Annotated in this window: 19 protein-coding genes and 1 pseudogene; 6 read left to right on the plus strand and 14 right to left on the minus strand. The window is 61.8% G+C overall.

What is annotated here, in order from left to right:
* The first annotated feature begins 102 nt into the window (after positions 1 to 102).
* Complete coding sequence (mltF, locus tag PverR02_RS25620; protein ID WP_079444626.1) at positions 103 to 1,563, plus strand: membrane-bound lytic murein transglycosylase MltF; 1,461 nt, start codon at positions 103 to 105, stop codon at positions 1,561 to 1,563.
* A gap of 126 nt (positions 1,564 to 1,689) precedes the next feature.
* Here the strand turns inward: mltF and PverR02_RS25625 are convergent, their stop codons facing one another.
* The 5 genes and pseudogenes from PverR02_RS25625 to treP form a co-directional block, all read right to left on the minus strand.
* Positions 1,690 to 1,986 (minus strand): PTS transporter subunit EIIB, encoded by a 297-nt coding sequence (locus PverR02_RS25625; RefSeq protein WP_079444627.1) that lies wholly within the window; start codon positions 1,984 to 1,986, stop codon positions 1,690 to 1,692.
* Positions 1,987 to 1,988: 2 nt separating this feature from the next.
* Positions 1,989 to 4,520 (minus strand): annotated as a pseudogene (gene ptsP, locus PverR02_RS25630) (phosphoenolpyruvate--protein phosphotransferase).
* A 122-nt stretch (positions 4,521 to 4,642) separates the two neighbouring features.
* Positions 4,643 to 5,863 carry a maltoporin gene (locus PverR02_RS25635; protein WP_046489808.1) on the minus strand — a complete coding sequence of 407 codons (1,221 nt, stop codon included), beginning with the start codon at positions 5,861 to 5,863 and terminating at the stop codon, positions 4,643 to 4,645.
* A 111-nt stretch (positions 5,864 to 5,974) separates the two neighbouring features.
* Positions 5,975 to 7,621 (minus strand): alpha,alpha-phosphotrehalase, encoded by a 1,647-nt coding sequence (gene treC, locus PverR02_RS25640; protein ID WP_079444628.1) that lies wholly within the window; start codon positions 7,619 to 7,621, stop codon positions 5,975 to 5,977.
* A gap of 118 nt (positions 7,622 to 7,739) precedes the next feature.
* Entirely contained in the window at positions 7,740 to 9,182 is a 1,443-nt protein-coding gene (gene treP / locus PverR02_RS25645; protein WP_017846159.1) for a PTS system trehalose-specific EIIBC component, read from the minus strand.
* Positions 9,183 to 9,420: 238 nt separating this feature from the next.
* Between treP and treR the strand changes: the two genes are divergently transcribed.
* Positions 9,421 to 10,125 carry a trehalose operon repressor gene (gene treR / locus PverR02_RS25650; protein WP_017846160.1) on the plus strand — a complete coding sequence of 235 codons (705 nt, stop codon included), beginning with the start codon at positions 9,421 to 9,423 and terminating at the stop codon, positions 10,123 to 10,125.
* A 156-nt stretch (positions 10,126 to 10,281) separates the two neighbouring features.
* Here the strand turns inward: treR and guaA are convergent, their stop codons facing one another.
* The 4 genes from guaA to PverR02_RS25675 all read right to left on the minus strand — a co-directional run bounded on the left by guaA (position 10,282) and on the right by PverR02_RS25675 (position 15,104).
* Positions 10,282 to 11,859 carry a glutamine-hydrolyzing GMP synthase gene (gene guaA, locus PverR02_RS25655; protein ID WP_017846161.1) on the minus strand — a complete coding sequence of 526 codons (1,578 nt, stop codon included), beginning with the start codon at positions 11,857 to 11,859 and terminating at the stop codon, positions 10,282 to 10,284.
* Between the two features lie 82 nt (positions 11,860 to 11,941).
* Positions 11,942 to 13,411: an IMP dehydrogenase gene (guaB, locus tag PverR02_RS25660; RefSeq protein WP_017846162.1), complete on the minus strand. Its 1,470-nt coding sequence runs from the start codon at positions 13,409 to 13,411 to the stop codon at positions 11,942 to 11,944.
* 240 nt (positions 13,412 to 13,651) lie between these two features.
* Positions 13,652 to 14,200, minus strand: coding sequence for a hypothetical protein (locus PverR02_RS25670; protein ID WP_017846163.1), 549 nt, complete (start codon positions 14,198 to 14,200; stop codon positions 13,652 to 13,654).
* Positions 14,201 to 14,336: 136 nt separating this feature from the next.
* A complete protein-coding gene (locus tag PverR02_RS25675) occupies positions 14,337 to 15,104 on the minus strand; it encodes a sulfite exporter TauE/SafE family protein (protein WP_079444630.1) in 768 nt (255 codons plus the stop codon).
* Positions 15,105 to 15,203: 99 nt separating this feature from the next.
* Between PverR02_RS25675 and PverR02_RS25680 the strand changes: the two genes are divergently transcribed.
* The 4 genes from PverR02_RS25680 to leuA all read left to right on the plus strand — a co-directional run bounded on the left by PverR02_RS25680 (position 15,204) and on the right by leuA (position 20,332).
* Entirely contained in the window at positions 15,204 to 16,094 is an 891-nt protein-coding gene (locus PverR02_RS25680) for a LysR family transcriptional regulator (RefSeq protein WP_079444631.1), read from the plus strand.
* A 30-nt stretch (positions 16,095 to 16,124) separates the two neighbouring features.
* Entirely contained in the window at positions 16,125 to 17,504 is a 1,380-nt protein-coding gene (xseA, locus tag PverR02_RS25685) for an exodeoxyribonuclease VII large subunit (RefSeq protein WP_079444632.1), read from the plus strand.
* Positions 17,505 to 17,507: 3 nt separating this feature from the next.
* Positions 17,508 to 18,329, plus strand: coding sequence for a M23 family metallopeptidase (locus PverR02_RS25690; RefSeq protein WP_079444633.1), 822 nt, complete (start codon positions 17,508 to 17,510; stop codon positions 18,327 to 18,329).
* Positions 18,330 to 18,652: 323 nt separating this feature from the next.
* Positions 18,653 to 20,332, plus strand: coding sequence for a 2-isopropylmalate synthase (leuA, locus tag PverR02_RS25700; protein WP_057004577.1), 1,680 nt, complete (start codon positions 18,653 to 18,655; stop codon positions 20,330 to 20,332).
* A gap of 170 nt (positions 20,333 to 20,502) precedes the next feature.
* Here leuA and PverR02_RS25705 read toward each other — a convergent pair whose 3' ends face one another.
* The 5 genes from PverR02_RS25705 to PverR02_RS25725 form a co-directional block, all read right to left on the minus strand.
* Positions 20,503 to 21,294, minus strand: a complete 792-nt coding sequence (locus PverR02_RS25705; RefSeq protein WP_079444635.1) for an amidohydrolase — start codon at positions 21,292 to 21,294, stop codon at positions 20,503 to 20,505.
* Positions 21,282 to 22,430 carry a pyridoxal phosphate-dependent aminotransferase gene (locus PverR02_RS25710; protein ID WP_057004578.1) on the minus strand — a complete coding sequence of 383 codons (1,149 nt, stop codon included), beginning with the start codon at positions 22,428 to 22,430 and terminating at the stop codon, positions 21,282 to 21,284. The genes PverR02_RS25705 and PverR02_RS25710 overlap by 13 nt, the downstream gene beginning before the upstream one ends.
* A gap of 114 nt (positions 22,431 to 22,544) precedes the next feature.
* Positions 22,545 to 24,014, minus strand: coding sequence for a ribosome biogenesis GTPase Der (der, locus tag PverR02_RS25715; protein ID WP_017846171.1), 1,470 nt, complete (start codon positions 24,012 to 24,014; stop codon positions 22,545 to 22,547).
* Between the two features lie 259 nt (positions 24,015 to 24,273).
* Positions 24,274 to 25,425: an outer membrane protein assembly factor BamB gene (gene bamB, locus PverR02_RS25720; protein ID WP_017846172.1), complete on the minus strand. Its 1,152-nt coding sequence runs from the start codon at positions 25,423 to 25,425 to the stop codon at positions 24,274 to 24,276.
* A complete protein-coding gene (locus PverR02_RS25725; RefSeq protein WP_046382180.1) occupies positions 25,418 to 26,059 on the minus strand; it encodes a YfgM family protein in 642 nt (213 codons plus the stop codon). The genes bamB and PverR02_RS25725 overlap by 8 nt, the downstream gene beginning before the upstream one ends.
* Positions 26,060 to 26,067: the final 8 nt, after the last annotated feature.

Here is a 26,067-nt window from a genome sequence, read left to right on the forward strand (position 1 = left end):
AGCCACGTTTCTGCGGGCTGCAGCACAGTTTCAAGGCGGCTAGCAGACAAGTCCCCCGCTGTCGAGATATGGCGCCGTGGGCCGTTTGCGTATACTGCGCAGATGTTCTCCCCAACTGCTTTGCGCCCGCGATGCGCCAAATGGCTCATCGCCACCGGACTCTTCCTGATGCTCAGCGCCTGTGTTGATAAACCCAGCACGCTCGAGCGAATCAAGGAGGATGGCGTATTGCGGGTGATTACCCGGAACAGCCCGGCCACGTATTTCCAGGACCGCAACGGTGAAACCGGTTTCGAATACGAACTGGTCAAGCGCTTTGCCGACGACCTGGGGGTGAAGCTGGAAATCGAGACCGCCGACAACCTCGACGACCTGTTCGGCCAGTTGGGCAAACCTAACGGCCCGGTACTCGCCGCCGCCGGCTTGGTCAGCAGCGAGCGACGCAAGCAGCAGGTGCGCTTTTCCCACCCGTACCTGGAAGTCACCCCGCAGATCATCTACCGCAACGGCCAGTCGCGCCCCACCAACGCGGCAGACCTGGCGGGCAAGAAGATCATCGTGCTCAAGGGCAGCACCCACGCCGAACAACTGGCCGAGCTTAAAAAGCAGAACCCTGCGATCGAATACGAAGAATCCGACGCCGTTGAAGTGGTCGACCTGCTGCGCATGGTCGACGAGGGCCAGATCGACCTGACCCTGGTGGACTCCAACGAAGTGGCGATGAACCAGGTGTACTTCCCCAACGTGCGCGTGGCGTTCGACCTCGGCGATGCCAGCAACCAAAGCTGGGCCGTGGCCGCCGGCGAAGACAACAGCCTGCTCAACGAGGTCAACAGCTACCTGGACAAGGTCGGCAAGAACGGCACCTTGCAGCGCCTGAAAGATCGCTATTACGGGCACGTCGATGTGCTCGGCTACATGGGCGCCTACACCTTCGCCCAGCACTTGCAGCAGCGCCTGCCCAAGTACGAGAAACACTTCAAGACCTTCGCCAAGGAAGAAAAGGTCGACTGGCGCCTGTTGGCCGCCATCGGCTATCAGGAATCACTCTGGCAACCGGCGGTCACCTCCAAGACCGGCGTGCGCGGCCTGATGATGCTGACCCAGAACACCGCCCAGGCGATGGGCGTGTCCAACCGCCTGGACGCCAAGCAAAGCATCATGGGCGGCGCCAAGTACCTGGCGAAGATCAAGGACGAGCTGGACGACGATATCGCCGAGCCGGACCGCACCTGGTTTGCCCTGGCCGCCTACAACGTGGGCACCGGGCATCTGGACGACGCGCGCAAGCTGGCGCAGAAGGACGGCCTGAACCCGAACAAATGGCTGGACGTGAAGAAAATGCTGCCGCGCCTGTCGCAGAAGCAGTGGTACAGCAAGACCCGCTACGGCTATGCACGGGGCGGCGAGCCGGTACACTTCGTGGCGAACATCCGGCGCTACTACGACATCCTCACCTGGGTGACCCAGCCACAACTGGAAGGCAACCAGGTAGTCGAAGGCAACCTGCATGTGCCAGGGGTCAACAAGACCAAGCCGCCGGAAGAGAACCCGCGGCTGTAAACCCGAAGCCCCCAAACACCACCGCCCAATGTGGGAGGGGCTTGCCCCCGATAGCGGTGTGACAGTCAGCTTGTTTATCACTGACCCACCGCCATCGGGGGCAAGCCCCCTCCCACATTTGAATAGCTACTGGCCTTGGAGGCCGGTGAGCAGATGCACGATCCCACCCGCCAGCACCATCACTCCCGACACTCCCGCCGCCTTTAACGCCGCCGCATCCACCCGCGCCGCATCCCGCAGTTGCACACGCACCCGCGTCAGCGCCACGCGTTGTTGCGACTGGAGGTTATCCGCGCCACCGAGGGCATTCAGCACATCGGCGGACAACAGGTTCTCCGCCGCCGGCACAGGCGCCGCGACGGTTTCGGCGATCAAGTCCGGGGTCAGGGCTTTCCAGAACGCCCGCTGCAATTTCTCGAACATGCTCAGTGCTCCACGACAGGTGAGGTTTCAACGGTGGCCGCGTGGTACAGGCGCAAGGCCTCGCGCACCTGCGCGGCTTCTTCAAGGCCGAGCACCTGATGGGCGATGATCTGGCAATCCGCCAGGTCCAGCTCGCGCACGGTGGCCTTGATGGTCGGGATCAGCGGTACGCTGACCGACAGCTCGTCCACCCCCAGCCCGATCAACACCGGCACCGCCGACGCTTCAGACGCCAGCGCCCCGCACACGCCAACCCACTTGCCGTGGGCATGGGCGGCCTTGACGGTGGTGGCGATCAGACGCAGCACCGCAGGGTGAAAGCTGTCGGCCTGGCTGGCCAGGCGCGGGTGATCGCGGTCCATCGCCAGGGTGTATTGGGTCAGGTCGTTGGTGCCGATGGAGAAAAAGTCCACATGGGGCGCGAACACGTCCGCCATCAAGGCCGCGGACGGCACTTCGATCATGATGCCCAGCTTCGGCAGCTCGGCGAGCCCCAGCGCCAACGCTTCCTCTTCAAGCATCGTGCGCGCCAGGCGCAGCTCCGAGAGCAGGCTGACCATCGGCAGCATGATGTGCAGCCGCGTCAACCCGGCACTCGCGAGGATCGCGCGGAACTGTTCGCGCAACAACTCGGGGCGCTCCAGGCACAAACGAATACCGCGCAAGCCCAGGAACGGGTTGGTCTCGGCATCCATCGGCACATAGGCCAACGGCTTATCGCCGCCGACATCCAACGTGCGTACCACCAGGTTGCGCTCCGGGCCCAGGGCGCGAGCGATGGCGTTGTAGGTGCCGGCTTGCTCCTCGGGGCTCGGTGCGCGATGGCGGTCCAGGTACAGAAACTCTGACCGCAGCAGCCCCACGCCTTCGCCGCCCAGGCTCAGGGATTGCTCGACCTCCTGAAGCGACGCGACGTTGGCCGTGACTTCGACGTGATGACCATCGCGGGTGATGGCCGCCAGGCGTGCCTGCGCGACGTCGCGTTAGCGCCGCACTATTTGCTCCCGGTGGGTGGCCTGCAATTGCTCGATCTCGGCCAGGTCCGGGTCCAGGTGCAACTCGCCCTTGTCGGCGTCCAGCAACACCTGCCGACCGTCGGCCAACGCCAGTACCTGCGGCGGCACCCCGCAAATCGCCGGTAGCCCCAGCGCCCGGGCGAGGATCGCGACGTGGCTGGTCGCCCCGCCGCCGACGGTGACGAACCCGAGCACCTTGTGCGTGTCGAGGCTGGCGGTCTGCGACGGCGTCAGTTGCTCGGCGATCAGGATCGCGCGCTCGGGCAGTTCCCAGGCGCGGTCGTGAATGCCGAGGATCAGTTTCAGCACGCGCTGGCCGACGTCGGCCAGGTCCGCCGCACGCTCGGCGAGCAGGGCATTGCCCAGGCCCTGGAACAGTTGGGCGGTGGCGAGCGTGGCGCTGTTCCAGGCAAAGGCGGCGCTTTTGCCGACGGCCAGCAGGTCGTGGGCTTGCTCCAGCAGGGTCGGGTCTTCGAGCAGTTCCTGATGGGCGCGGAAGATCTGCGCCTGGGCACTGCCGACCGCCTTGGCCTGCAAGCTCTGCAAGGCCTCGGTAGCGGCGTGCAGGCCACGGTCCAACGCCGCGCGTTCGAGTGCTTCGCCGCCGCCCGTTTCGGGAATGCTCAGCGCCGGCTCTGCCACCTGGACCACCTGGCCAAACGCCGAGCCCGGCGACGCACACACGCCCCGCAGCAGGCTCGTGGACGCCAGCGACACACGCGGTTCGACGTCCTCGACCGGCGCCGCGACGCTCTCGCCGCACCCCTCGGCCAACAGCGCCACCAACGCCTTGATCGCGGCGGCGGCATCCTCTCCCGCCGCGCTCACCTGCAAGGTGTCGCCCTGCACGGTTTGCAGTGCCATGATCGCCACCAGCGACTTGGCGTTGGCGCTCTGGGTTTGCTTGTGCAGGTAAATACTGGCGTCGAACCCCTTCGCTGCCTGGGCAAACACCGCCGCCGGGCGCGCGTGCAAACCGTTGGCATTGGGCAACGTCAACGGTTTGGAGAACAGTGCGTCGCCCTCCTCTTCGTCTTCGGCTTCAGCCGTCTCGCCTGGCGACAGGCGCACCAGCGGCTGGCCCAGCGTGACCGGGCCGCTGTCCGACGCCAGCAGCGCAAACGGTTCGCCGCTGACCACCAGCATCAAGGTCAACAGGCTCCGGGCATTGAGCGCTACGTAGTCGGCGTCGAACTCGATCAACGGCTGCCCGGCCTCCACCCGCTGGCCTTCCCCGACCAAACGGCTGAACCCCTTGCCCGCCAGGTTCACGGTGTCCAGGCCGATATGCAGCAGCACCTGGACGCCATTGTCAGCCGTGATGCTCACCGCATGGCCAGTGTCCTGGATATTGCTGATCACCCCGGCCAACGGTGCGCAGAGGGTCTGCGAGGTCGGGTCGATGCACAGGCCGTCGCCGATCAGGCGGCTGGAGAACACCGGGTCGGGGACCTTGTCCAGTGCCAGCAGCACGCCCGACAAGGGCGCAAGCAATTCCAGGGGTTGAGTTGCGGTCATGACTTCACCTGCTGTTTTGTTCTGTAAAAATCATTGGGTGGATACAAATCCCGAGGTGACAAAGATCAAATGTGGGAAGGGCTTGCCCCCTGCCACATTTAAGCCTGTCTACATCCGAAGATTCACTTCCACCAGTACTCGACTTGCACACCGACGTTCGAGCCATGCCGCGCGGTGCCGTAGGCGCCGGTGTCAGACAACGCCGACCCAGCCGCCAGCTCATTCGCCGCGCGTTTGGCCGCTGCGTTCCAGCTCGCATAGGTGTAGTACAGACGCACTTCCGGGCGCGCCCAGAAATCCGGGCCCTTGGGCGACCAGGTCGGGGCGAAGGTGAATTTGCTCAGTTTGCGCGTACCGCCGGTGGCGTCGACCTGATCATGACCAAGCTCGGTGACCAGTTTGAACTGTTCACTGATGGCATAGGCCGGGCGCACACCGATGGACATCCAGGTCTGGTCCTGGCTGCCGGGGCGAATGTCTTTCTGGTACACGGCCTCGATCTGCCCACCGAAACGCGGGGTGAGCTGCCAGTCGAAAAACTCCACGGCGCGGTAGCTTTTGCTGCTGTTATCCAAGGCCGTATTACCGGTGTAGCCAAGGCCGGTGCCGGGACCTTCGCCATACTGCAGGGCGAACTTGTTCTTGCCGCCGAGGAAAGGTTTTTGCACATGTTGCGCGGTCAGCGCCCAACCGCTGTTGGCATCACGCCCACCGGCTTTTTCGATGTAGCTCAAGCCCAGTTCCAGCTCGCCGCCGGGGTTGGTCTTGAAGCCGGCCACGTTGAAGTCGTGACGCGTGGCGTATTCCTTCTGGTACAGGTTGTCCTTGCGCGAAAGCGCGTAGCTGTATTTCAGGTCGCCAATCAGCACATCCTCGATGCCGCCGCCCGTGGCGCTCTGGTTCCAGTAGTAGAAATCGGAGATATGGATGTCGTTACGCTTGTAGTAACGCCGCCCCGCCCACAGCGAGCCGCCGTTGAGGCTGGGCAGGTTGGACCACTGTGCATACATCTGCGGCATGCGCGCCGAGCCGTTGTCTTCGCCCTGGAATTTAAGCGCGCGGTCGTACTTGTTGTAGAGCGAAGCCATGGCGTCGACGCTGAGCACGGAGCCGTCGTCGAGGGTCAGCAGGTCCTGGCGCAGTTCCAGTTCGGCGTACTGTTCGCATTCGTTGCCCAACCGGTACTTGGATTGCGCGCCCGGCAGTTGGAAACATTGCTGCTTGCCACTGCCGGTCGACGTCCCCGCGCCGCTACGCAAGTAACCGGCAAACTCCAGAGCCTGAGCGCCGAACGGCAGGCTCAGACACGATGCAACGAGGCCCAGCTTTATTGTTGTTTTCATGAAGTACTCCGATATTTTTATTATGTTTGTGTGAAGCGCCCGGTGCTCCCACACCGGGAATTGACCTTCTGCTTCGCGTCGCGCGGGGCAGTTGCAACGACGTTCCAGCCGTCAGTCCTTGAGGTGCAGCACAAAGGATTCGTAAGGCCGCAACAGCAGCGGGCCCGTGCTGACCTGGCAATCGGGGTAGTTGCTGATCAGCAGGCGTTGTCGGGTAGCGGCGTTGAGGACGTGATCGGGCAGCTGGATTTCGCAGGGTTTGCCGTAGAAGTTGTTCAGCACCAGCAGGCGCTCGCCATGGCCTTCGCGCAGGTAGGCCCAGACCTGGAGGTGGCCCAGCAACAGTTCGCGGTAAACGCCGTCTTGAATCAGCGGTTCCTGGCGACGCAAGGCGATCAGGCTGCGGTAGTGATGCAGCACCGAATCCGGGTCATCCCGTTGGCTGTCGACGTTGATCTGCGCCGCGTTGGCCGGGATGCCGATCCACGGTTCGCCGCTGCTGAAACCGGCATGCTGGCGGGCACTCCACTGCATCGGCGTGCGCCCGTTGTCCCGCGACTTCTGCATGATCGCCGCCATGCTCGACGCCTCGGACTCACCGGCATCGCGCTTGAGGCGGTAGATGTTGAGGGTTTCGACATCGCGGTACTGCTCGATCGTGTCGAAGCCCGGATTGGTCATGCCCAACTCCTCGCCCTGGTACACATACGGCGTGCCCTGCAGGAAGTGCAGCGCCGTGGCGAGCATCTTGGCCGAGACCACACGATGCTCACCGTCATCCCCAAAGCGCGAGACCACCCGTGGCTGGTCGTGGTTACACCAGAACAGCGCGTTCCAACCGCCGCCGGCCTGCATGCCCAGTTGCCAGTCGGAAAAGATCTGCTTGAGCTGCAGGAAATCGAAGTCGGCCTTCACCCACTTCTGCAGGTTCGGGTAGTCGACTTTCAGGTGGTGGAAGTTGAAGGTCATCGACAGTTCTTTGGACTCCGGCCGCGAGTAGCGGATGCAGTGTTCCAGGCTGGTGGATGACATCTCGCCGACGTTGATCAGGTCATGGCCTGCGAAGACTTCGCGGTACATTTCCTGCAGGTACGCGTGTACGTTCGGACCGTCGGTGTAGAAACGCCGACCGTCGCTGGCGTCCTCGGGGAAATCGGCGGGCTTGGAGATCAGGTTGATCACATCCAGGCGGAAACCGCCGACGCCTTTGTCGCGCCAGAAACGCATCAGCTTGAACACCTCGGCGCGCACCTTGGGGTTGTCCCAATTCAGGTCGGCCTGGGTGTGATCGAACAGGTGCAGGAAGTACTGGCCGGTTTGCGCTTCGTATTCCCAGGCCGAGCCGCCGAATTTGGATTCCCAGTTGTTCGGCTGGTCGCGCCAGATGTAAAAGTCACGGTACGGGTTGTCGAGGCTGCTGCGCGCCTGCTGGAACCACTCGTGCTCGATGGAGGTGTGGTTGACCACGATGTCGAGCATCAACTTGATGCCGCGCTTGGCCGCTTCACTGATCAGTTGGTCGCAATCGGCCATGGTCCCGTAGCTCGGGTCGATGGCGTAGTAGTCGCTGATGTCGTAGCCGTTGTCGCGCTGCGGCGAGCGCAGGAACGGGGTGATCCACAGGCAGTCGACGCCCAGCCATTGCAGGTAGTCGAGTTTGTCCACGATACCCAGCAGGTCACCGGTGGCGTTACCCGCGTGGCTGTGAAAGCTTTTGGGGTAGATCTGGTAGATCACCGAGTGTTGCCAGTTTTGCATGGTGGGTTCCTTCAGTAAAATTGTGTACCCGCCGCTCGGGCCTCATCGGGAGCAAGCCCCCTCCCACAGGGGGAACGCATTCAACTGTGGGAGCGGGCTTGCTCGCGAACGCGGTAATTCAGGCAACGCGATACCCAGGCCGCACGATCTTCATGCTCAATGCACAGGTCAGAACAAACGGCACGACCATCGCGATGACCATCCCGATCACAAACATCGGGATGGCATGCGGCACGATCGAGATAAACCCGGGCAAGCCGCCGACCCCGATGGCCGAGGCCTGCACCTTGTTCAGCGACAGGAAAATGCTGCCCAGTGCCGAGCCCAGCAGCGCGGCATAAAACGGGAACTTGAAGCGCAGGTTCACGCCGAACATCGCCGGTTCAGTGATGCCGAAATACGCGGAGACAGCGGAAGTCGAGGCCATGCTTTTGTCCCGCGCATTGCGCGCCATGTAGAACACCGCCAGCGCGGCGCTGCCCTGGGCCAGGTTGGACATGACGATCATCGGCCAGATAAACGTGCCGCCCTGGGTGGAGATCAGTTGCAGGTCCACCGCCAGGAACATGTGGTGCATGCCGGTGATCACCAGCGGCGCATACAACAGGCCGAAAATCGCTCCGCCGAGCATCGGCGCCAGGTCAAACAGGGTGACCACGCCCTGGGTGATCAGGATGCCGAGGTGACGGGTCACCGGGCCGATGATCGCCAGCGCGAGCACGCCGGTGACGACGATGGTGGTGATCGGCACGACCAACAGTTGGATGGCATTCGGCACTCGCGCGCGCAGCCATTTCTCGATGACGCTCATCACATACGCCGCCATCAGGATCGGCAGGATCTGCCCCTGGTAGCCGACTTTCTCGATCTTGAACCATCCGAAAATATCGAAGTACGGCAGGCTCTGGCCATCGAGGCCGGCCACCGCCTTGCCGTAGTTCCAGGCGTTGAGCAGGTCCGGGTGGACCAGCATCAGGCCAAGCACGATGCCGAGGATTTCACTGCCGCCAAAACGCTTGGCCGCCGACCAGCCCACCAGCGCCGGCAGGAACACGAACGAGGTGTTGGCCATCAGGTTGATCAGGCTCCACAGGCCATCCAGGTTCGGGTAGGCCTCCAGCAGCGTCTTGCCCTCGATGAACATGCCCTTGGCGCCCATCAGGTTGTTCACGCCCATCAACAGGCCGGCGATGATCAACGCGGGCAGGATCGGCATGAACACATCGGAGAACACCCGCACCAGACGCTGCATGGCGTTGGTCTTGTCGGCGCCCTTCTTCTTGACGTCGGCGATGGTGGCGGCGGCGAGGCCGGTCTGTTCGCGCAGGGCGGCGTAGACCTTTTCCACTTCGCCGGGGCCGATCACCACCTGGAACAGGCCACCGGTAAAGAACGAGCCCTTGACCAGGTCGACTTGGTTCAACGCGCTGCCGTTGACCAGGCTCGGGTCCTTGAGCGCCAGGCGCAGGCGGGTCACGCAATGGGCGGCTTGCTCAAGATTATCGCGGCCCCCGAGGTGCTCGAGAATTTCGCGGGCGATGTTCGAATAGTCGTGGCTCATGCTTGGTTTCCACTTTGATTTTTTTATTTGGGGGGCAGTCATTGGCAGCACGCCGAAGGCAAAAGTACTCGTACAGACGAGTTAAAGCAACAACTCATCTGTACGAGTTACATATTGTCTATTTTTTCTGGATCAGGCCCCGCCACAGCCCACAGATTTCCATGGGCCCAATGGACAAACCCCAGCCGTGCCACTAAGGTTCCTGCCTTGAACGCAAACGCGGCACAGAGCCATCCCCATGAGCAAATACAACCAGATCTATACCGATCTGCTTGCCAACATCACCACCGAACGCCTGCAACGCGGCACCCGTCTTCCCTCTGAAACCGAACTGATGGATGCCTACCAGGCCAGTCGTGGCACCGTGCGGCGGGCCATCGAGCAGCTGCAGGAGCGTGGGTTTGCGCAGAAAATCCATGGCAAAGGCACGTTTGTGTTATCGCCCAACCCCATCGAGTTCCAACTGGGCGGCATCGTCAGCTTCCACGAAACCCACGCCGACCTGGGCGATGACGTCCACACCGACGTCGTCGAATTCACCCAGTTCCCGCTGGAAGGTTCGCTGCTGCAGCATATCGAGGCCGAACCCGGCACCCTGATCACCCGTATCAAACGGGTGCGGCGCATCGGCGGCAAACGGGTGATCCTCGACATCAACCACTTCGTCGCCGACCTGATCCCCGGCCTGGACCGCACCATCGCCGAGCAGTCGATCTACGCCTTCATCGAACAGACGTTGCAACTGCACATCAGCTACGCCCAACGCACCATCGAAGCCCTGCCCCGCGGCAAAGACGACCAGGCACACCTCGACCTCGAGGGGCAAAGCCATGTGATCGTGGTAAGCAACCAGACGTTTCTGCAGGACGGGCGGCAGTTTGAGTACACCGAGTCGCGGCATACGTTGGATAAGTTCTACTTTTCGGATATTGCGCGGCGCTAAGGCCGAGCGAAGCTCAAACGTAGCCGCGGGCCGCTATCGCGAGTAAGCCCGCTCCCACACTTTTGCTGCGGCGTTTGATTTATCGTGTTTCAGATGCGCAGAACCCCGGCACATGGCCGGGGTTCTGTTATTCAGCATCCACCTGCTAGGGCAGGATCATTCCCACTCAATCGTCGCCGGCGGCTTGCTCGACACGTCATACGTCACGCGCGAGATGCCTTCGATTTCATTGATGATACGGCCGCTGACGGTTTCCAGCAGTTCGTAAGGCAGGTGTGCCCAACGGGCGGTCATGAAGTCGATGGTTTCCACCGCACGCAGGGCCACGACCCAGGCGTAACGACGGCCGTCGCCGACCACGCCCACCGATTTCACCGGTTGGAACACTACGAACGCCTGGCTGACTTTGTGATACCAGTCGGCCTTGCGCAGTTCTTCGATGAAGATGTGGTCGGCGCGACGCAGCAGGTCGGCGTATTCCTTCTTCACTTCACCGAGGATCCGCACGCCCAGGCCCGGGCCCGGGAATGGGTGGCGGTAGACCATGTCGTAGGGCAGGCCCAGTTCCAGGCCGAGACGGCGGACTTCGTCCTTGAACAGCTCACGCAGCGGTTCGACCAGCTTGAGGTTCATTTCCTCGGGCAGGCCACCCACGTTGTGGTGGGACTTGATCACGTGGGCCTTGCCGCTCTTGGCGCCGGCCGACTCGATCACGTCGGGGTAGATGGTGCCCTGGGCGAGGTACTTGATGTTGTCCAGTTTGTTGGACTGGGCATCGAATACGTCGATGAAGGTGCGGCCGATGATCTTGCGCTTCTTCTCCGGGTCGGACTCGCCGGCCAGGTTGTTCAGGAACTGATCTTCAGCGTTGGCGCGGATCACCTTGACGCCCATGTTCTCGGCGAACATGGCCATCACTTGCTCGCCTTCGTGCAGGCGCAGCAGGCCGTTGTCGACGAATACGCAGGTCAGTTGGTCGCCAATGGCCTTGTGCAGCAGCGCGGCAACCACGGAGGAGTCAACGCCGCCGGACAGGCCGAGCAGGACGTTGTCGGTGCCGACCTGGGCACGCACGTGGGCGATGGCGTCTTCAGCGATTTTCGACGGGGTCCACAGGGCTTCACACTCGCAGATATCGAGGATGAAGCGCGACAGGATGCGCCCGCCTTGCTTGGTGTGGGTCACTTCCGGGTGGAACTGCACGCCGTAGTAACCACGCTCGTCGTTGAACATGCCGGCGATCGGGCAGCTCGGGGTGCTGGCCAGGATGTGGAAGTCTTGCGGCATCTTGGTGACTTTGTCACCGTGGCTCATCCACACGTCGAGGCCGAACAGGCCGTCGGCGTCGACGTGGTCTTCGATGCCGTCCAACAGGCGGCTCTTGCCGACCACGTCGACACGGGCATAACCGAATTCACGCAGCTCGGAACCTTCAACCTTGCCGCCCAACTGCTCGGCCATGGTCTGCATGCCATAGCAGATACCGAACACGGGCACGCCCAGGTCGAATACGGCTTGCGGGCAGCGCGGGCTGTTGGCTTCGTGTACCGACTCGGGGCCGCCGGCGAGGATGACGCCTTTCGGTGCGAATTCGCGGATCGCTGCGTCGTCCATGTCGAACGGATGCAGTTCGCAGTACACGCCGATTTCACGCACGCGACGGGCGATCAGTTGGGTGTACTGGGAACCGAAATCGAGGATCAGGATACGGTGGGCGTGAATGTCGAGGGCCATGAGATCAGTCTCGTCTAATGAATCAGAAACAACTCGGGGCTGAATAAGACAGCCCCGGTTACTTAACTTTATGCTGGAAGCCTCAACCTACGCGGTAGTTTGGCGCTTCCTTGGTGATCTGCACGTCATGGACGTGGGATTCGGCCATACCGGCGCCGGTGATCCGCACGAACTCTGGCTTGGTACGCATTTCGTCGATGTTGGCGCTACCGGTGTAGCCCATCGAGGAACGCAGGCCGCCCATCAGTTGATGGATGATCGCGCTCAGGGTGCCTTTGTACGGCACACGGCCTTCGATGCCTTCCGGAACGAGTTTCTCGGCGCCTGCCGAAGAGTCCTGGAAGTAACGGTCGGAAGAACCTTGCGCCTGGGACATGGCGCCCAGCGAACCCATGCCGCGGTAAGCCTTGTACGAACGCCCCTGGAACAGTTCGATCTCGCCCGGGGCTTCTTCAGTACCGGCGAACATCGAGCCCATCATCACGCAGGAAGCACCGGCGACGATGGCCTTGGACAGGTCACCGGAGAACCGGATACCGCCGTCGGCGATCAACGGAACGCCCGTGCCTTCGAGGGCCTCGGCGACGTTGGCGATGGCGCTGATTTGCGGCACGCCCACACCGGCGACGATACGCGTGGTGCAGATCGAGCCAGGGCCGATACCGACCTTGACCGCATCCGCGCCCGCTTCGGCCAGGGCCTTGGCGGCAGCGCCGGTGGCGATGTTGCCGCCGATCACCTGGACTTCAGGGAAATTCTGTTTGACCCAGCGAACGCGGTCGATCACGCCCTTGGAGTGACCGTGAGCGGTGTCGACCACCACCACGTCCACACCGGCAGCAACCAGGGCCGCTACGCGATCACCGGTGTCTTTACCGGTGCCGACTGCCGCGCCGACGCGCAGACGACCTTGGTCATCCTTGCTGGCCAGCGGGTAAGCCTTGGCTTTTTCGATGTCGTTGACGGTCATCATGCCCTTGAGGGCGAACTTGTCGTCGACGATCAGCACGCGCTCGATGCGGTGCTTGTGCAGCAATTCGCGCACGTCGTTCTTGTTGGCGCCTTCCTTGACCGTGACCAGACGCTCTTTAGGCGTCATCACTTCGCGGACGGTGACTTCAAGACGGTTCTCGAAACGCACGTCACGGGAGGTGACGATGCCGACGAGGTCACCATTGTGCAGCACCGGCACGCCGGAGATGTTGTGCAGACGGGTCAGTTCGAACAGGTCGCGCACGGTGGCGTCAGCGTCGATGGTGATCGGATCTTTCACCACACCGGCTTCATAACGCTTGACCTTGCGCACTTCGGCAGCTTGCTGCTCGACGGTCATGTTCTTGTGGATGATGCCGATACCGCCTTCCTGAGCCATGGCGATGGCCAGACGGGCTTCGGTGACGGTATCCATGGCAGCGGAAACCAGGGGAATATTCAGCTCGATGCCACGGGTTAGGCGGGTCTTGAGACTGACTTCGTTAGGAAGCACCTCGGAATAACCGGGCACTAGGAGAATGTCGTCGAATGTCAGAGCTTCTTGGCTGATACGCAGCATCGCGGGGGCTCCCGAGCGGGAAAATGGAAGCGCGCCATTATACTCAGACACCCCTCAGGTCTCAACGTAAAACTCTGACAAACTTGGTAATACTGATAGATGGAGAAAAGATGCTGCTTTTCTGTAGGAGCGAGCTTGCTCGCGAAGAACACCAAGACACCGCGTTCAACCAGACTACCCGGATTATCGTTGACGGTTTTCGCGAGCAAGCTCGCTCCTACAAAGGGTTGAGCTTGCAGCCTACAACTCGACTTTGACCCAACTGATCTTCTGGTCCAACCAATCGGCAAATTCGTCGATAAAGCTCTGCTTGAACCCCGCCTCCGCCCAGTTGTTGAAGATGAATCCGAGGTTGGAAAACCCACATTCCTGCAGGAACAGAAAACCGTTGATGTCATCCTCATGCCCACACAGCGGGCAGGTGAAGTTGTCGGTGTGGCCGGGCATCCACTCTTCCAGGCTGTCGAACAGCGCCTCGCCGATTTCCTTGAGGCATTCCGGGCAGCCGGCTTCTTCGAGAAAACCCTTGGCCGGTGTATAGATGCAACGCTTGTAGATGATTTCCAGGCCATTGACGGGTTCGTTGAACGGCAGCGCATCCGGGTGCAGCACCACGGCGCGGGCGCCGTCGGCCAGGGCGTAGGCCATGCGGTTGCCGGTGCGCCCGCAGGTGGTCAGCTCTTCCTTGATGATGTTCTTGCGCACCAGCCAGCGCACGATCGCCCGGGCACGGGGTTCGTGGACGGGCAAGGTGGAGATTTTCGGGACAAGGATGCTTTGGGAATTCATGGGAGCCCTGCGGTATGACGTCTGGCGCCGTCGCGGGCAAGCCCGGCTCCCACCTTGCAATGCGATCGACTGTGGGAGCGGGCTTGCTCGCGAAGAAGCCCTGAAGGCAGGCAGCTTAATCCCTGCCCGACACAGGTCAAGTACTCAGGTACCGCCCAATCAAGGCAATGCCACTGGCCAGCACCAGCCACGTGACCAATCGCACAAACGCCTCACGGGACATGCGCAGCGTCAGCCGCCGCCCACACCACAACCCCAGGGCCATCGCCGGCAGCAGGCAAACCGCCAGCAGCAACAGCGGCATGTCGGCATACACCCCGGCGATCAGGAACAGGCTCAGGCGCACCACGGTGCTGCAACTGATCAACGCGCTTTGCGTGGCGCGCGCGGCGTCCTTGGGCAAACGACTGCTCAAGTAGATCGCATATAGAAAGCCGCCACTGCCGAACAACGCACCGAACAAACCGCCGACGGTGCCCATGGGAACCGCCCAGCCCGCCGCCAGTTGCGCCGGCCGGGCCTTCACCGCCAAGGTGTAAATCGCGTAGGCGCTGATAAACAACCCCATCAACAACAGCAACAGATCCGAATGCAGGTTGAGCAAAAACACCACGCCCAGGGTGCAACCGATCGCCATGCACGGCAGCAGTCGCAACAGCTCCGGCTTGTCCACATCCCGTCGCGATTGCAGCAGGTTGCCGAAGGCCGCGATAAAATCCAGCAACACCAGCAGCGGGATGATCTTCGACAGCGGCATGAACATAAGCAGGATCGGCCCCGCCACCAGCGCCGTACCGAACCCGGCGATGCCAAACACGATATAGGCCACCGCAACGCCCAGGCCGATCACCAGCCAATCTGTACCGCCAAACGACCACTGACTCATCAGCTCAACCGGGCTCATGGGTAATTCCTTGAAAGAGATGTCCATCACTTTAGCCATCGGTGAGAGTTGCGACTAATATCTTCAAAGCCCTCCACCCATCTCGAAAAGGCATGACGTGTGATTTCCACCCGCCAACTGCGCTACTTCGTCGAAATCGCCGACAGCGGCAGCTTCAGCGCCGCCGCCGAGCGCCTGTTTGTCGCGCAATCGGCCCTGAGCCGGCAGATCAAAGAACTGGAAAACCAACTGCACACCCCGTTGTTCGAACGCACCGCGCGCCAGCCTCGGCTGACCGCCGCCGGTGAAGCCTTCTACCCGCGGGCGCGCAACCTGCTGAGTGAACTGCACAAGGCCAGCGAGATGGCGACGCAAGTGGGTAACGGCCAGGTCGGCACCCTGCGCTTGAGCCATTCGAGCACCGTGCCGATGAGCGGCGCGCTGCTGCGCGGCATCAGCACCTGGCTGGAGCGCTGCCCCGGCGTATCGATGGATATCGCCAAACTGTCCTCCGAAGCCCAACTCGAAGAAATTGCCGACGGTCGCCTGGACGTCGGCCTACTGCGCCTGCCGGTGCTACGCCAGCGCGAAGGCGTGCGTGTGGTGCCTTTATACAGTGAGCAGTTACTGCTGGCCGTACCGCCGAACCACGCGCTAGCCCGCTGCCAGGCACCGGTCGAATTGGCCCAACTCAAGGACGAAGCGTTTATCTCGGTCCCCCACCCCCAGCGCGGCGGGCTGAGCTATCTGTCGGCCGAGTTGTGCATGCGTGCCGGATTTTTCCCCAAGGCTGCACGGGTCATGTCGCGCAAGACCACGCAGTTGCAGTTGATCCAGGCCGGCTTCGGTATTGCCTTGTTACCAAAATCGATGCAGGACATCGCCCCGGCCGCCGTGCATTTTTTACCCCTGGCCGACCCGGACTGCCTGAGTACCGTGGCCCTGGCCTGCCCGCACACACCGAGCGCGTTGGTGGAGCAATTCTGCCAAACCTTGCGCGAATGCCTATAAACTGCCGCCCATGATTAAAGATCCCTCTCCATGATTAAAGATCCGTTCGCCCGCCTGGGCCTGGACCGCGAGGTCCTGACTGTCAGCCAACTCAACGGCCGTGCGCGGGTGTTGCTGGAAGACGTGTTCACCAATATCTGGGTCGAAGGCGAGATCTCCAACCTCGCCCGCCCGGCTTCCGGCCATGTGTACTTCACCCTCAAGGACAGCGGCGCCCAAGTGCGTTGCGCGCTGTTCCGGCAGAACGCCGCACGGGTGCGCCAGACCTTGAAGGACGGCCTGGCGGTGAAAGTGCGCGGCAAGGTCTCGCTGTTCGAGGGCCGTGGCGACTATCAACTGATCCTCGACACCGTCGAGCCCGCCGGCGATGGCGCGCTGCGCCTGGCCTTCGATGCGCTGAAGGAAAAACTCAGCGCCGAAGGCCTGTTCAGCGCCGACCGCAAGGTGGCGTTGCCGGCCCATCCGCAGCGCATCGGCATTATCAGCTCGCCGACCGGCGCGGTGATCCGCGACATCATCAGCGTGTTCCGCCGCCGCGCGCCGCAGGTGCAGCTCACCTTGATCCCCACGGCCGTACAAGGTCGCGAAGCGGTGGCGCAGATCGTGCGCGCGCTGAAGCTGGCCGACGCGCGTGGCTTCGACGCATTGATCCTGGCCCGTGGCGGCGGCTCGCTGGAAGACCTCTGGTGCTTCAACGAAGAAGCCGTGGCCCGGGCGGTGGATGCTTGCGTGACGCCGATCGTCAGCGCCATCGGCCATGAGACTGATGTGTCGATCAGCGACTTTGTCGCCGACGTGCGCGCGCCGACACCGTCTGCCGCCGCAGAACTGCTGGCTCCGGACGCCAGCAACCTGGTGCGCCAGGTCGACAGCCTGCACCGCCGCCTGGTGATGCTGATGCGCAACCGGCTGAGCCACGACCGCCTGCGCCTCGAAGGCATGGCCCGCCGCCTGCGCCACCCCGGCGAACGTCTGCGCCAACAGGCCCAGCGCCTGGATGACCTGGACATGCGCCTGCGCCGCGCCTTCGAACGCAGCCTCAACACCCGCCGCGAACGCTTGATCCGCCTGGAAACCCGCCTCGCCGGCCAACACCCCGGCCGCCAACTGGCCTTGCTGCGCCAACGCCTGGACAGCCTCGCCGAACGCCTGCCCCGCGCCATGCGCGAAGGCCTCAAGGCGCGCCGCCTGCAACTGCAAAGCCAGGTGCAGACGCTGCAAGTGGTCAGCCCGCTGGCGACTCTCGGCCGCGGCTACAGCATCCTGCTCGACGAGCGCGGCCAGGCGATTCGCAATGCCGCGCAGACCCACACCGGCCAGCGCCTGACTGCGCGCCTCGGTGAAGGCCAATTGCAAGTGCGGGTGGAAGACAACCACCTGACACCCGTCACCCTTTCGTTATTGGATTGATCGATGCCACGTTTTTTCAGCCTGTTGATGCTGCTGTGCCTGACCGTCAACGCCCACGCCGACAGCTTCATCATCCGGGCCTTGAACAAGCCGGTGCCCGGCGGTGTGGCCGTCGTCGACCTCGGCCCCGCGGCGACCGCGCCGAAAGCCACCTACCAGGGCAAGCCGGTCCTGGTGGTCAAGGAGCAGGCCAACTGGCTGGCGATTGTCGGCATTCCGTTGACGGTCAAACCGGGCAACGAACGCATCAGCAGCGGCGGGCGCAACCTGCCGTTTATCGTCGGCTACAAGCAGTACCCGGAACAGCGCATCACCCTGAAGAACAAAAGCCAGGTCAACCCCGCCCCGGCGCAACTCAAACGCATCGAGGCCGAGCTGGCGGTGCAGATCAAGGCTTACCGCAGTTTCAGCCCTAACCTGCCAAGCAACCTGCTGCTGGACAAACCGGTCAACGGGCCGCTGTCGAGCAAGTTCGGCGTGCGTCGCTTCTTCAACGGCGAAGAACGCAATCCGCATTCAGGCCTGGATTTCGCCGTCCCCGCCGGCACACCGATCAAGACCCCGGCGGCGGGCAAGGTGATCCTGACCGGCAACTACTTCTTCAACGGCAACACCGTGTTCGTCGACCACGGCCAGGGCTTTATCAGCATGTTCTGCCATATGTCGAAGATCGATGTCAGCGCGGGCCAGCAACTGGCACGCGGCGCGGTGGTGGGCAAGGTCGGCGCGACGGGTCGCGCGACCGGGCCGCATATGCACTGGAATGTCAGCCTGAACGATGCACGGGTGGATCCCGCGATCTTTATCGGCGCATTTCAACCTTGACCGACTCGATTGCGCAGCCGATAAAGGCTGCGCAATTAAAACCAGCCTCAGACTATTTACCAAGCATATAATCTCGTTTCCTACGCCCACAGAAGAACTTATCTCAATTTTTCTGGACTACTTGCCATCTTTCACCCCGGCGGTTAGGGTTGAGCTTATGAAAACCTCTCACACACTCATTTTGCTCCGCCAGCACCGCAGCCTGTGCCTTGTCAGCGCACGACTGCCAGGCTGAATCGATCTGCCTCGTCCCTTGTTTTATACCCCATAACAATTTTCCGGCAGGCCGCCCTTTTTCGGCCCCTCCACCAAAGGATTTCCCGATGAGCATGCTCAAAGACCCGTCTTCGAAGTACCGCGCGTTTCCGACCATCGATATTCCGGACCGCACCTGGCCGTCGAAAACCATCACCACCGCGCCGATCTGGTGCAGCTCCGACCTGCGTGATGGCAACCAGTCGCTGATCGAACCGATGGATGCAGTGAAAAAACTGCGCTTCTGGAAGACCCTGGTCGCCGTCGGCGTGAAGGAAATCGAAGCCTCGTTCCCGGCCGCTTCGCAAACCGACTTCGACTTCGTCCGCACCCTGATCGAAGGCAACCACATCCCCGAGGACACCACCATCCAGGTGCTGACCCAGGGCCGTGAAGACTTGATCGAGCGCACCTTCGAATCCCTGCGCGGCGCGAAAAAAGCCATCGTCCACCTGTACAACGCCACCTCGCCGTCCTTCCGTCGCATCGTGTTCAACCAGGACAAGGACGGGATCAAGGCCATCGCGGTCAACGCGGCCAAGCTGTTCGTCAAATACGCCGCCCAGCAGCCGGAAACCCAGTGGACGTTCGAATACTCGCCAGAGACCTTCAGCGCCACCGAACTGGAATTCGCCAAGGAAGTGTGTGACGCAGTGATCGAGGTGTGGAACCCGACGCCCGAGCACAAGATGATCCTCAACCTGCCGGCCACCGTTGAATGCGCCACGCCGAACATCTATGCCGACCAGATCGAGTGGTTCGGTCGTCATGTCAACCGTCGTGACAGCGTGATCATCAGCCTGCACACCCACAACGACCGTGGCACCGGCGTAGCCGCCACCGAATTGGGCCTGATGGCCGGCGCCGACCGTGTCGAAGGCTGCCTGTTCGGCAACGGCGAGCGTACCGGTAACGTCGACCTGGTCAACGTGGCGTTGAACCTCTACACCCAGGGCGTGAACCCTGAGCTGGACTTCTCCGACATCGACGGCGTACGCAAAGTGGTCGAGGAATGCAACCAGATCCAGGTGCATCCACGTCACCCGTATGTCGGCGACCTGGTACACACCGCATTCTCCGGCTCCCACCAGGACGCAATCCGCAAGGGCTTCGCCCAGCAGAAACCCGACGCCCTGTGGGAAGTGCCGTACTTGCCGATCGACCCGGCCGACATCGGCCGCAGCTACGAGGCGGTGATCCGGGTGAACAGCCAGTCGGGCAAAGGCGGCATCGCCTACCTGCTGGAGCAGGAATACGGCATCAGCTTGCCGCGTCGCATGCAGATCGAGTTCAGCCAAGTGGTTCAGGCCGAAACCGACCGCGTGGGCCTGGAGATGAGCGCTTCGCAGATTCACGCGCTGTTGCAGCGTGAATACCTGCAAGCCAACACGCCCTACGCGCTGGTCAGCCATCGTCTGCAGGAAGAAAACGGTAACAGCACCGTGGAAGTGGAAGTCTCGGGCAAAGGCCAGGGCGAAACCAACCTGCGCTGGCACGGCAAGGGCAACGGCGCGCTCGAAGCCCTGGTCGCCAGCCTGCCGATTGGCGTGGAAATCATGGACTACAACGAACACGCGATCGGTGCCGGCACCAACGCCAAGGCTGCGGCCTACATCGAGCTGCGAGTGAACGGTGAGCGTCCGGTGCATGGCGTGGGCATTGATGAAAACTTCACCACGGCCAGCTTCAAGGCGGTATTCAGCGCCCTGAACCGCTCGTTGAGCCATCTGGAAGCGAAAGCGGCGTAAACACTGAGCGCTGACATGCAAAAGGCCCCTGGGTGAGAACTCAGGGGCCTTTTTTGTTGGGCTTTGGATGTGTGTGGTCTGTTGGGGCCTCATCGCGGGCAAGCCCACTCCCACATTTTGACCGTGTTCGGCTCGAATGTGGGAGTGGGCTTGCCCGCGATAGCGGTATGTCAGACAAACTGAAAAGTATCGGCATCCAGGTTCGCCGGAAATTTGCTGCGGTAAGCCGCCAATTCATCCGCTTTGAGGCACACCGTAAACACCCCGTCCGCCTCCCCCGCACTCAACAGGCTCTCACCCTGGAAGTCCAGCACCTGGCTATCCCCGGTATAAGCGAAGCCTTTGCCGTCGGTACCCACCCGATTCACCGCCGCCACATAACACAGGTTCTCGATCGCCCGCGCCGGCAGCAACCGGTTCCAATGCTGGCGTCGCGCCCCCGGCCAGTTGGCGGTGTACAGCAGCAGGTCGGTATCCTGGGCGTCACGACTCCACACCGGAAAGCGCAGGTCGTAGCAAATCAATGGGCGAATACGCCAGCCCTTTATCTCGAACAGCACCTGGCGCTCGCCGGGCGTGTAGTGATTGTGCTCGCCGGCCATGCGGAACAGGTGGCGCTTATCGTAATGCAGCACCTCGCCATCCGGCCGCGCCCATAACAGGCGGTTGCGGTGGCTGCCGTCGGCGGCCTGGATGATCACACTGCCGGTGATCACCGCGTTGTACTTCGCCGCCTGGCTCTGGAGCCAGCGATGGGTCGAGCCATTTTCCGGTTCGGCCTGGGTGGCCGAGTCCATGGAGAAACCGGTGGTGAACATCTCCGGCAGGATGATCAGGTCAGCGCCACGAGCCTGTTCCAGCAACAGTTCGAAGTGATCGAGGTTGGCCTGGCGGTTGTGCCAGGCCAGGCTGGTCTGGACCAGGGCGATGTTCAGGTCGGGTAGTGCATTCAGATCACGCATAGTTTCTCAGCTGCTTGTTGCAGCGTCTCCTCGCGTTTGGCAAAGCACAGGCGCACCAGGCGCTGGCCTTGGGGTGGATGCTGGTAGAACACCGAAACCGGGATCGTCGCTACGCCATGCTCGCGGGTCATCCACAACGACATGGCGACGTCATCCAGGTCTGGGCGAATCGCTGAATAATCCACCAGTTGGAAGTAAGTACCGGTGACCCGGGTAAAGCTGAAACGCGACGGCGTCAACAGGTCGCAGAACAGGTCGCGCTTGGCCTGGTAAAAGGCCGGCAGTTCTTCGACGTGTTCCGGGTGTTCGGCCATGAAGTCTGCCAACGCGTACTGCAGCGGGGTCACGCCGCAAAAGTTGACATATTGATGCACCTTGCGCAATTCGACGGTCAGTGCCGGTGGCGCGACCACGTAGCCGGTTTTCCAGCCGGTGACGTGATAGGTCTTGCCGAAGGAACTGACCACGAACGCACGTTGATACAGTTCTTCGTGGGCCAGCACGCTGACATGAGGCACACCGTCAAACACCAGATGTTCGTAGACCTCATCGCTGACCAGGTAAATATCGCGGTCGCGGATCAAGGCCGCCAACAGGTCCAGCTCGGCGCGGCTGATCAGTGCGCCGGTGGGGTTATGCGGCGTGTTCAGGATGATCATGCGCGTGCGCGCAGACAACGCCGCCTGGATCTTTTCAAAGTCGAGGCTGAAGTTTTCCAGGTTCAGTTGCACATGCACACAGCGACCGCCGGCCAACTCGACCGAAGGCTCATAACTGTCGTAGCACGGGTCGAACACGATGACCTCATCGCCGCTGCGGATCACCGCCTGGATCGCGCAGAAGATCGCCGCCGTGGCTCCGGGCGTGATCGTCACTTCGCTGTCGGGGCTGACCGTGGCGCCATAGCTGCGCGCGATCTTGGCCGCCACTTGCTGGCGCAGGGCTGGCAGGCCGGTCATCGGTGCGTATTGGTTATGGCCGCTGGCGACATGCTTGCCCACGGCATCGAGCAAACCCTGCGGGCCATTGAAGTCAGGGAAGCCCTGGGACAGGTTGAGCGCGCCGGTTTCGGCAGCGAGTTGCGACATGGTGGTGAAAATGGTCGTGCCGACATTTGGCAGCTTGCTGTTGATCATCGGAGGCCCCTGCAGGTGAACCGCAAGTTTTAAGCTGCCAACTGCATCGGGTCAAGGCGCAAACCACCGCGCACAAAAAAGGGCCCGTAAAGAGCCCTTTTTGCGAGGTCGGAATCAGCGCTTGTCGCGGCGCTTCTTGTCGGCCTTCTTGTGGTGAGTCATCAAACGACGCTTCTTGTTCACCTGACGGTCAGTCAGTGTGTTCTTGTTGCCTTCGTATGGGTTCTCGCCACCCTTGAACTCGATGCGGATCGGCGTACCGACCAGCTTCAAGACACGGCGGTAGGTGTTTTCCAGGTAACGCACGTAGGATTTAGGCACCTTCTCGATCTGGTTACCGTGGATCACGATAATCGGCGGGTTGGCACCACCCAAGTGGGCGTAACGCAGCTTGATCCGGCGGTTGTTGACCATCGGCGGTGCGTGCTCGCCGACCGCGTCTTCGAGGATCTGGGTCAGACGGTTGGTCGGCCAGCGGGTGACCGCGGACTTGAACGAGTTCTGTACGGACGCGTAGAGGTTGCCCACGCCGGTACCGTGCAGTGCCGAGATAAAGTGGATATCGGCGAACTCGACGAAGAACAGACGACGCTGCAGTTCGATCTTGACGAAATCGCGCTCGCTCGGCGTCATGCCGTCCCACTTGTTGATCGCGATCACCAGCGCCCGACCAGCCTCAAGGGCGAAGCCCAGCAGGTTGAGGTCGTGGTCCACCACGCCTTCGCGGGCGTCCATCACGAAGATCACCACGTTGGCGTCTTTGATCGCCTGCAGGGTTTTCACCACGGAGAACTTTTCAACTTCCTCGTGGATCTTGCCGCGCTTGCGCACACCAGCGGTGTCGATCAGCGTGTACTTCTCGTCGTTACGCTCGAACGGGATGTAGATACTGTCGCGAGTAGTGCCGGGCTGGTCATACACGATGACCCGGTCTTCACCGAGCATACGGTTGACCAGGGTCGACTTGCCGACGTTGGGACGGCCGATGATGGCGATCTTGATACCGTCTTTTTCGCTCGGGCCCGGAATGCGCTTGGCTTCCTCACCTTCGGCGACGACCTCTTCTTCGCCCTCTTCTTCCTCGGCGTCATCCTTAGGGAAGTCGCGCAGGGCGATTTCCAACATCTGGGTGATGCCGCGACCGTGGGCACCGGCGATCGGGATCGCGTCGCCCAGGCCCATCGGGCTGAATTCGGCACGGGCCATTTCAGGATCGATGTTGTCGATCTTGTTGGCGACCACGTAGGAACGCTTGTTGCGCTTGCGCAGGTGCTCGCCGATCATCTGGTCGGCAGCGGTGTAGCCCGCGCGGGCGTCCACCAGGAACAACACGACATCGGCTTCTTCAATGGCCAGCAGCGACTGCTCGGCCATCTTTTCATCCATGCCATGCTCATCACCGGAGATACCACCGGTGTCGACAATAATGTAGGAGCGCCCTTGCCACTTTGCCTCACCGTATTGGCGATCACGGGTCAGACCGGACAAGTCGCCGACAATGGCGTCGCGAGTCCTGGTCAGGCGGTTGAACAAGGTGGACTTGCCGACGTTAGGTCGGCCCACCAGGGCGATTACGGGAACCATGCGGCTCTCCACTTCGTTATTTCAGAAAATACAAAAGCCGCTGCAAGGCAGCGGCTGGTGCTCGGGGCGGCATTTGAAATGCCACATACCCTGCCCGACACTGGTTCCTGTAGGAGCGAGCTTGCTCGCGAAAAACCTGAGGACGCCGCGTTTATCCAGAAACCCGCGTGAGCGTTGACGTCCTTCGCGAGCAAGCTCGCTCCTACATTAAGCAATGAAGCAGGGCCGCCTGGGGGTAACCCCAAGCATAGTCAAACCTTTACTTGATGGTCAGGGCTTCCAGCTTGCCGCTGTTGCCAAACACATAAAGCATGTTACCCACGACCAGCGGACGCGCACGCAGGCCGTCGCTGTCGATGCGCTCGCGACCCACAAAGCGACCGTCTACCTGGCTCAGCAGGTGCAGGTAGCCTTCGAAGTCGCCTACCGCTACGTAGCTGGAGAACACTTCCGGTGCCGACAGTTGACGGCGGGCCAGAGAGTCGTTGCTCCACAGCGCAGTGGTAGAACGTTCGTCGACACTTTCAACGGTGCCAGACGACAGGCTTACGTAGACGCTGCCAAACCCTTGGGCGACACCGGCGTAGCTGGAAGCATCACGCTGCCAGTTGACGCGACCGCTTTGCAGGTCCAGTGCCGCGACACGGCCCTGGTAGGTAGCGACGTAGAGGGTTTCGCCGGACAGCAGCAAGCCACCGTCGATGTCGACGACGCGATCCAGTTCCGAACGACCTTGCGGGATCGCCACACGCGTTTCCCAGATCGGCACGCCGTTCTGGGTATTCAGGGCGACCACTTTACCGGTCGACAGTCCCGCAACGGCCAGATTATTGGTCACAACCGGACCACTGGTACCGCGCAGGGTCAGCACCGCAGGGGTGCTGTCGTACAACCAGCGCTGGGCGCCGGTGCTGGCGTCGAGGCCGATCACACGGTCGTCCTGGGTTTGCACCACGACGATGTCGCCGTTGGTGGCAGGCGGTGCGAGAACTTCACTGGTCACGCGAGCGCGCCATTTCTCTTCACCGGTGCTGGAGTCCAGCGCCACGACTTCGCCCTTGAGCGTGCCGAGCATGACCATGCCGTAACCCACGCCGACGGCGCCGGATACAGGCAGTTCGAGGTCTTTCTTCCACTTCACGTCGCCGTTCATGCGATCCATGGAGATCACCACGCCGGTCACGTCAGCGGCTACAATGTTGTCACCGTCGATTGCCGGTACCAACATGTTGTAGGTTTCGCCCTGACCGTCACCGATGGAGCGGCTCCACTGCTTTTGCAGGACCACTTCTTCCTTGAAGCTGGTCAGCTCGGCCGGAGGCAGTTCTTTTTTACTGTTGCTGCTGCAACCCGCGGCCAGAACGGCCAGAGCCAGCAATGCTGCATGTTTCCAACGGATCACGTCACGCATCCCCTTTGGCCAAGTCGTCGAGCTTGATTTGTAAGCCACCGACCGCCGCTTCATCAGACAGCGCCGCCTTGGCTTTTTTGTACGCAGCATTGGCTTCGTCGGTACGACCCAATTGGACCAACAGGTCACCCTTGAGCTCTTCGCGAGTGGCTACAAATGCCTTGTCAGCGTCGCCGTCGAGCAGTTTGAGTGCTTCGTCGGCCTTGTTCTGTGCCGCCAATACCTGAGCCAGGCGCTGACGTGCGATTTCACCCAGGGTCGGGTTGGTCGGCTTGTCGGCGATGGCCTTCAGTTCGGCGACGGCGTCATCCAGCTTGCCGGTGTCGACCGCGACTTTCGCGACGAACAGGCTACCGTATTGGGCGTAGGTGCTACCGCCAAATTCGCTCTTGAGCTTGCCGGCCAGGTCTGCCACTTGCGCAGGATCGGGCTTGCCGCTCGGCGTCAGCGTGCTTTCCAGCAATTGCTGATAGAGGATCGAGGCGCCTTGGGACTGGTTGGCCTGATACTTGTGCCAGGCTTGCCAGCCGAACACCACCACTAAAGCCAGCAGGCCGCCGGTAACCAGGGGCTTGCCGTTACGCTGCCACCAGTCCTTGAACTCGGCCAGCTGCTCATCATCAGTACTCGACACCCCAACAC

Source organism: Pseudomonas veronii (assembly GCF_002028325.1).
In the GTDB taxonomy this organism is placed as follows: domain Bacteria; phylum Pseudomonadota; class Gammaproteobacteria; order Pseudomonadales; family Pseudomonadaceae; genus Aquipseudomonas; species Aquipseudomonas veronii.